This window comes from Proteus sp. G2626 (assembly GCF_009915985.1).
GTDB lineage: Bacteria > Pseudomonadota > Gammaproteobacteria > Enterobacterales > Enterobacteriaceae > Proteus > Proteus vulgaris.
Window position 1 is genome coordinate 1 of the sequence record NZ_JAABNH010000015.1, and the last position, 3,815, is coordinate 3,815.

Consider the following 3,815-nt stretch of genomic DNA (forward strand, 5'->3'; position numbering starts at 1 on the left):
TGTCACACGTAACCACGCCAGACCTCGACCAATCATATCCTCTTTCCATGACGGGCAATTTTTTAGCATAAAGGGATCGACATCTTCTCTGCTATTATGTAACTCCACTTCAACAACAGGTGCCGTGATTTTTAAACTCCTCAACCAAAGGTGTTTAACTTCATGAACGGTATATTCACCAAACGTCTCAATTAAATCGTCCCCTAACCAAATCTTCCCGATTTTTTCTATGGGGTGCCCTGCCAACGCTAATGCCAGTGTGATTTTTTCGTTTTCATCTTGTTCACCCGCCTCTTCTTCGGCAAAGAAAAGCAAACCCGATATCACTGTTTTTCCGACGATCACGGTTTCAGGCGCAGACGATGAACGTAACATCTGTTTGCGTTCACCCGTATCTCGATAATTCATGGAAGGTAGTTTAGGCTTAAAGATAAGCGAACCCGCGACTTGAACCGCAACGCCTGCTGCCATCAGTGCCATGCCCATCGCCGAAGTCACGCCTCCGGTAAATAGCCCCGCAATCATTAAGCCCGCACCCACGACTTTTGAAATTAATCCACCACTTCCCCCCATTATTCCACTCTCCACGCTTTGATTGGGTTAATCTGCACTGGCTTCACGCCTTGTGGAGTTACGCCCCAATAATGCCCCGCCCAGGCCACTGCTAGACTGTCACCGTCCTCACCTTTAAACAGTACGAGGTCACCACGCTGAACACGCTCAATCTCAATGGATTTGAAATAGCGTGATACAGCTTTCTCTAAGGAGCCAAATTTGGATTTGATAAGATTGAAAGCTTCAGCTTTAGTTTTATAGTGATTGAGATAAGGCTTTATTGGCGAGAAACCACATTGTGCGTCAATACATTCCGAGGCAAAAATACAACAATCAAATTCACCCCATGAAAAAGGGCGATTCATGGCCGCCCTGATGGTTTCAGGTAATTTAAATGTCCAGTTGGGTTGTTTCATTATCAAAATGCCTAAAAACAAAAAAGCCGGCATAATGCCGACTTTTATATTCTCTGTTTATCTTTTAACTAAAAACGATAGCCAAGACCAAGCATCCATGTGCCCACTTTAAAAGCATCTAATTTAGTGTATTCGTAAGAAGCATCAATCGCGATATTGGGATATGGGTTAAATTGAAGACCCGCACCATAAGCGAATGCGGATTTACTTTGTTGATTTTCTTTCCCATTATAGGAAAAATTATTCAATGCCACTTCCATTTGTCCATGAGCTACCCCAACTAATCCATAAGCACTTATATAATCGTTAAAACGATAAACAGGTCCCGCAGCCAACGAGTAATAATCTAAATCAATACTCCCAATCTTTCGAGAGTTCCAGTGATAATCATACCCTTGATGCGTATAAACAAAGGAGCCAATCATTCCCCACTGATTATCGAATTCATAACGATACTTAACATTAAATCCTTTGGGTTTCTCTTTTAGTTTATCGCCATCCACTTTAGCATGACTTTGTGCATAACCTAATGAAAGCGTATTTTCACCTACGGCTTGTGCATTTGCTGCGCATAGCGATAGACTGGTCATAATAAGGGGAACTAAAAGTTTTCTACTCATTTTGTTTCTTCCAACAATTATTTATAAATAAATGAAGGTGCATCTTTCTTGCTGCCCCAATAAATCGCCCGTTCAGCCATTTGAGCAACATAACGAAAGATACGATCACCTTGCCGTCGAGATGACCACGACTCATCGGTGAATCTATCGGGTAAACCGATTGACCATCGCTCGAATCGATTAGAAACATTAACACATACGGCATTTTCTTCGCCAGACACCACATTAATCGATGTGATTTGTCCGACAAATAAGATTTCAGCAAGAAGCGGTTTTCCCTCTTCACCGATGGCAACCATCATCAACCGCACTTCTCGCCCTCGACTTTGCTCATTCATCACCATCCCCACCAGCGATTTATCAAAACCCGCTAATTTAAGCTGTAATTGTGGGGGACTGGTTGTCTTATTTTCTTTTAGCTGACTGATTTCGCCTAAACTTCCTACACCTAAATAGGTTTCCCCCGCAATAATCAGTTGCCCAACACCGGTATGCGCACAGGTCACGCCTGATTTCAAATCGAGTCTGGCAGCTAAAACGATATAAGCCCCCTCATTAATCGCGTTGACCATGGCATCAGAAAATGGATGATATTGCATCAGTACAACACCTCCTCAAAAGATAACGTGATATTGGTATACCCCAAGCGACGATGCTGAAATTTACCCTGTTCATTATCAACGAGCCGAAATACTCCAAAAGGACGCTCAACCTCGAGCATTTCATTGACGGTAGGTGACATTCTTAACATCGGCGAAATAAGAATAATGGCACGTCCTTGATGATCACTGACCACATCCGCCACCACCATTTTGAGTTCATTGCCCACAGTTAAGCGATCCCCTTGCTGTAACACGCGCATATTGCGCTTCCAGTCCTTTGTTTCTAGCCGATGACCTAATTGGCTCGGTATTGCAATGCGAGGCGAACCATACCCATAACGCCCTTTTCTTATCCAACTGGCTATTTTGACTCGCCCCGACATCCCATCCAATGAAGCCACCAGCGCTTCTAACTGGCGCGATTTCTCTTCATTTAAATTATTGAATGTCAGCTCACAACGCCAACGACTTCCCGGAAAGCGTACCGTTTGACTACTTCCATTAAATGGTGAGGTAAAGGTTTTGCTGTTACTCAATAATTGCCAGTTTTCCTGCGTGGGGATCACCTCTTTTGGCCATTCAAGAATAGACATTTAAACTCCTAATGTTCTGCGTGCTGCACCATTACTTTGAAAGTCTTGTAACATCATCGCGTGAGCTTTCTGTGCGCCTGCTTCTGTCCCTTGTTGTGCGGCTTCTTTCATTGCTTGCGCAAGTACAGCGTCACCATTTCCTGTCACCGTAATATGATTAACGACCGTCATTTGTACACCACTCGCACGAGCTAACGTCGGTTGTGGTGTAACGGGTATTCGCCCTGCGGCCGCCCCCACAAAGCCCCCTGAAGCATAACCTTGCGCAGCATGCATTAAGCGATAGAGATTACCGACACCCAATTTAGCCGTCGCTTCTTTGGTAAAAACAAACTCACCACCATGCACAATCCCTTTAGGCTCAAATTTCCCGCCGTGCCCCGTATAACCACCGTAAGCATGTCCTTTGCTCATCCATCCCATATCAAAGCCCATTGCCTGCCCACCTGCTTCAATGGCTTTGAAAACCAGCATTTTCATCACCATTCGAGTGATATCGGAGATCACCGCATTGGCAAAATCTTTAAAGCTTCCTTTACCCGTTAAAGCAAAATCGGCTAACGCATCAGACATATTATTAAGCGCATTGGTAGTGACATTTCTGACGTTCTCCATCACATCCATGGCCGACTCATTGAAATCCGATAAGCCTTGTTTTAATCCCGCCATCGGATCACCTTTCATGGCCTCTCGCTTCCTCAGCTCTTCCTCAATCTGCTGTTTAGTGAGTTCGACATTGCGTTGTAAGTTCGCCAACTCTTTTTCGCCTAAATCCACACTGGCTTGCTGATAGAGCACATCAATCTGACGAAGGGCATTGATCTTTTCTTGCTCTGCGCGTGACTTTCCTATCAAGGTGGTTTCAAATTGCATCTGCTCAATTTCTTTACTGCGATCATAAGCAAATTGCGCAACCGAGTTGGCACGCGCCAGATCATCAATGGCTTTCGCTTTTTCTTTTATTGTCTCAATCGCTTTGGGATCGATTTTTAAGATGGCATCAAACTTATCTTTATTCTGTTTGATATC

At 44.1% G+C, this 3,815-nt stretch carries 5 protein-coding genes and 1 pseudogene; all 6 read right to left on the reverse strand.

The window, feature by feature from the left end:
* Positions 1-573 (reverse strand): annotated as a pseudogene (locus GWJ05_RS07755) (phage tail protein); the annotation flags it as partial.
* Entirely contained in the window at positions 573-971 is a 399-nt protein-coding gene (locus GWJ05_RS07760) for a DUF6950 family protein (RefSeq protein WP_036935187.1), read from the reverse strand. The pseudogene GWJ05_RS07755 and the gene GWJ05_RS07760, both read right to left, overlap by 1 nt.
* Positions 972-1,039: 68 nt before the next feature.
* Complete coding sequence (locus tag GWJ05_RS07765) at positions 1,040-1,591, reverse strand: Ail/Lom family outer membrane beta-barrel protein (protein ID WP_004244754.1); 552 nt, start codon at positions 1,589-1,591, stop codon at positions 1,040-1,042.
* 17 nt (positions 1,592-1,608) lie between these two features.
* Positions 1,609-2,190 carry a hypothetical protein gene (locus tag GWJ05_RS07770; protein WP_004251702.1) on the reverse strand — a complete coding sequence of 194 codons (582 nt, stop codon included), beginning with the start codon at positions 2,188-2,190 and terminating at the stop codon, positions 1,609-1,611.
* Positions 2,190-2,786 carry a hypothetical protein gene (locus GWJ05_RS07775; protein ID WP_036918208.1) on the reverse strand — a complete coding sequence of 199 codons (597 nt, stop codon included), beginning with the start codon at positions 2,784-2,786 and terminating at the stop codon, positions 2,190-2,192. Before GWJ05_RS07775 ends, GWJ05_RS07770 begins: the two co-directional genes overlap by 1 nt.
* Positions 2,787-3,815 (reverse strand): phage tail tape measure protein (locus GWJ05_RS07780; protein ID WP_161681269.1); only part of this gene is annotated, 1,029 nt, incomplete at its 5' end.

Coding starts and splice junctions, on each gene's coding strand:
- GWJ05_RS07770 (WP_004251702.1), bottom strand. CDS start 2,190: ATGCAATATCATCCATTTTCTGATGCCATGGTCAACGCGATTAATGAG.
- GWJ05_RS07765 (WP_004244754.1), bottom strand. CDS start 1,591: ATGAGTAGAAAACTTTTAGTTCCCCTTATTATGACCAGTCTATCGCTA.
- GWJ05_RS07775 (WP_036918208.1), bottom strand. CDS start 2,786: ATGTCTATTCTTGAATGGCCAAAAGAGGTGATCCCCACGCAGGAAAAC.
- GWJ05_RS07760 (WP_036935187.1), bottom strand. CDS start 971: ATGAAACAACCCAACTGGACATTTAAATTACCTGAAACCATCAGGGCG.